4 protein-coding genes are annotated in these 3,562 nt (G+C 74.0%); 3 read left to right on the forward strand and 1 reads right to left on the reverse strand.

What is annotated here, in order from left to right:
* Window positions 1-210 (forward strand): hypothetical protein (locus FGF04_RS38470; RefSeq protein ID WP_149516035.1); only part of this gene is annotated, 210 nt, incomplete at its 5' end.
* Between the two features lie 15 nt (window positions 211-225).
* Here the strand turns inward: FGF04_RS38470 and FGF04_RS38475 are convergent.
* Window positions 226-1,719, reverse strand: coding sequence for an oxidoreductase (locus FGF04_RS38475; protein ID WP_149516036.1), 1,494 nt, complete (start codon window positions 1,717-1,719; stop codon window positions 226-228).
* A 79-nt stretch (window positions 1,720-1,798) separates the two neighbouring features.
* Between FGF04_RS38475 and FGF04_RS38480 the strand changes: the two genes are divergently transcribed.
* Both FGF04_RS38480 and FGF04_RS38485 read left to right on the forward strand, forming a co-directional pair.
* Window positions 1,799-2,770: a bifunctional helix-turn-helix transcriptional regulator/GNAT family N-acetyltransferase gene (locus tag FGF04_RS38480; protein ID WP_149516037.1), complete on the forward strand. Its 972-nt coding sequence runs from the start codon at window positions 1,799-1,801 to the stop codon at window positions 2,768-2,770.
* A 108-nt stretch (window positions 2,771-2,878) separates the two neighbouring features.
* The coding region (locus tag FGF04_RS38485) for a sugar phosphate isomerase/epimerase family protein (protein ID WP_149516038.1) at window positions 2,879-3,562 on the forward strand (684 nt) is incomplete at its 3' end.

Consider the following 3,562-nt stretch of genomic DNA (forward strand, 5'->3'; position numbering starts at 1 on the left):
CTGCTGGCGGGATGCAGCGCGCCGACGGACACCACCGAGATCGTCACGTTCACCGACGGGCACGGCCGCGTCTGCACCGCGGCGGTGGTCATCGACAAGGAGCAGAACGAGGGCGACGACTACGAGGTCTCCAGCCTCGACTGCGAGTACCCGCCCGAGGGACGGACCCCGGGGCCCACCCGTTACTCGCCCCTCCCGGACCGGGACTGATCCAGAAGAAACGCTCTAGTTCTTGTTCAGTGAGCGGGTGATGCCCGCCACCACCGCCGTCGTCAGCAGCCAGCCCGCGGCGATCAGGGCGTACGACAGGGCCATCGGTCCGTCGTCCTGCCAGTGCCAGGCGCCCCGCTGGCCGAAGCCCCCGATCGGGATCAGCAGGTCCAGGGTGTAGGCGAGCGGGCTGAAGGGAGGGCCCTCGCCCTTCTTGTCGGCCGTGGGGGTGTGCGCCCCGAAGACCAGCGTGCCGACGAGGGAGAGCAGCAGGAGCCAACCCCCGGCCCGCCAGGGGCGGTACCCGTAACCGGCCGTCGCGTCGAAGACGTGGCCCCAGAGCCGAGCCAGGGGCCGGAGCGTGCCCCGCCGGTGGCGCTGCTTCTCCAGCAGGACCAGGCGCGCGTCGTCGTCGTGGCCGATCAGGCGGTACCAGCCCGCCAGTTGCTCGTACGGCTGCGGACTGTAGCCCGGCGCGCCGCGGATCCACGCGATCCGGCGCGCCACCGCCACCGGTCCCCGCGGCGAGGCGTCCTCCGCCTCCAGGGACGTGTACGTGAGCCCTTCAAGGCGTACGGCCGCCGCCCGGGCCGCCGCGTTGTCCCGCAGCACCTCGACCCGGGCGCCGCGCAGGTCGATGCCGCCGGGCGGGGCCGTGCGGGGCGTCAGGTCGAGCTCGCCGGCCTGCGTCCGGGAGCAGTCCAGGAGGCCGCCCGGCCCACCGAGGGCGGCCCCGTTCAGCGTGAGCCGGTTGGTGACGCGCATGCCGCGCAGGCACACCGCGCCGGTCGCGCTGAAGCCGTCGGTCAGCTCCACCACCGTCGCCGTGGCGTGCTCGGCGAGGATCGCCTCGCCCGCCGGGTTCTCCAGCCGCGCCCCGGACATGATCAGGCCGCCGGACAACTGCGCGCCCAGCATCCGCAGTCCGCCCCTGGCCCTGAACCCGTCGCGGCAGAACACCGCGCCCTCGATGACGAGTCCCCCGGCGAACAGGGCCCAGGTGCCGCCGGAGTCCAGCGTCGTCCCGTCCAGGACCAGCTCACCGGAGACGTGGGCGTTGGTGAGCGCCAGCCGGCCGCCCCGCAGGGTCGTCCCGCGCAGGTCCAGGCGGCCCTCGATACGCGCCATCTGCGCGTCGACGTCGTACACGTGGCAGCCGGTCATCCGGATCGTCCGGGTGGCGCTGCCGCGTACGCTCACGGCGTCGTCCAGCCGGCACGACGCGAGGTGGACGGTGTGGACGAGGTCGGCGCCCGCCAGGTCGAGACGGCCGGTGATCCGCGCGCCCGCGAGACTCAGGGCGGCGACGGCGCCGCGCTGCGTGGCGTTCGCCCCGAGCAGCAGGGCCACCAGGACCTCCGCGCGGACCGTGCGCTCCGCGCCCCACTCCCGTCCCCGGGCGGGGTCGTCCTCCTCGTCGGTCCCGCTGCGGAGGTCCACGGGGCGGCCCGCGGGGAAGGCGTCCCAGACGGCGCGTTCCGGAGGCGTCAGATCGTCGTACTGCAGCACCCGCGCAGGCTACCCATCCCGCCACGGGTACCCTAATCTCTGACTGAGTCAGCAATCCAGGAGGCAGGTGTCACGTGTCATGACCGTCCAGGAGATCCGCGCCTTCAACCGCTTCTACACGAATCTGATCGGCGCGCTGGACTACAGCCGCAGCCTGCACGCCCCGTACACGCTCACCGAGTCCCGCGTGCTGTACGAGCTCGCCCACTCCCCCCGTACCGACGCCGCCGACCTACGGACCGCACTGCGCCTCGACTCCGGCTACCTGAGCCGGATGCTGGCCGGGTTCGAGAAGGACGGCCTGGTCGAGCTGGCGCCGTCGGAGAAGGACACCCGGCGCCGCCGGGTGACGCTCACGGCCCGCGGCCGGGCCGCCGCCGACCTGCTGGACGAGCGGTCGCGCGAGGCGATCGGCTCGCTGCTGTCCACCGTGCCGCCCGGGGACCGGTCCCGGCTGGCGGCGGCCATGCGGGAGATCCGCGAGATCCTCTCCGACGGACGGCGCCGGGCGCCGCGCCGCGAGGACGTGGTGCTGCGCGGTCCCGGACCCGGCGACCTCGGGTGGATCGTGCAGCGCAACGCCTCGCTCTACACCGCCGAGTACGGCTGGAACAGCGACTACGAGGGCCTGGTCGCCCGGATCGTCGCCGACTTCGCCGAGGACCACGACCCGCACCTGGAACGGGTGTGGATCGCCGAGCTGGACGGCCGTCCGGTGGGCAGCGTGATGTGCGTACGGGACAAGGCGCCCGGCACCGCGCGGCTGCGGCTGCTGCTCGTCGAGCCGGACGCGCGCGGGCTCGGCGTCGGCGACCGGCTGGTGGGCGCCTGCGTCGCCTTCGCCCGGGAGGCCGGCTACCGGGAGCTGGTCCTGTGGACGAACGACGTGCTGTCCGCCGCCCGCCGCCTCTACCTGCGCCACGGGTTCTCCCTCGTCTCCGAGGAGCCGCACCGCTCCTTCGGCGCCGACCTCGTCGGGCAGGACTGGCGCCTGGACCTGGGCCTGGACCCGCACCGCGCCGAGGACCGGCAGCCGGAAGCCGGGAAGTGAGAGAACGCGAGCCGTGGGTAGGGTCCGTTTCATGCCCTGTCCGCCGCCCCGGAGCGGCCGGCAGCGTCAGCGCCCGGAACTCGACAGCGACAGCGAAGGTGCCCTCCCGTGAAACTGGCCTTCTCCACCCTCGGTGTACCCGGCCTCCCGATCGCCGACGTGGTGCGGCTCGCCACCGCCCACGGCTACCACGGCGTCGAGTTGCGCACGCACCCCGAGGAGCCCGTGCACACCGGTCTCGGTCACACCGAGCGGGCCGACGTGGCCGCCGAGTTCAAGACGGCGGGCGTCGAGATCCTCGGGCTGGCCGGGTACACGCGCGTGGCGGCGCCCGGTGACGACGCGCCGGTGATCGCCGAGATCCGCGAACTCCTCGACCTGGCGCGGGACCTGGGCGCCCCCTACGTGCGGGTCTTCCCCGGCGCCGGGGAGGACCAGGACCCCGAGGAGGCCGACGCGACGGCCGCGCGACGGCTGGGCACGGCGGCCGAGTACGCCGCCGACCTCGACGTGCGGATCCTGCTGGAGACCCACGACTCGCACCGCACCGGTGCCGACGCGACCCGGGTGCTCGGCCTGGTCGGGCACCGGCAGGCGGGTGCGCTGTGGGACGTCATGCACACCTGGCTGGGCGGTGAGCAGCCGGTGACGAGCTTCGCCTCGCTGTCCCCGTTCCTCGGGTACATCCAGGTCAAGGACATCGCGTCCGCGGACGACACGGCGCCGCTGCCGCTCGGGGCGGGGGTGCTGCCGCTGGCCGAGTGCGTGGAGCTGCTCGCGCGGGAGGGGTGG

Source organism: Streptomyces apricus (assembly GCF_008369065.1).
Lineage (GTDB): Bacteria > Actinomycetota > Actinomycetes > Streptomycetales > Streptomycetaceae > Streptomyces > Streptomyces apricus.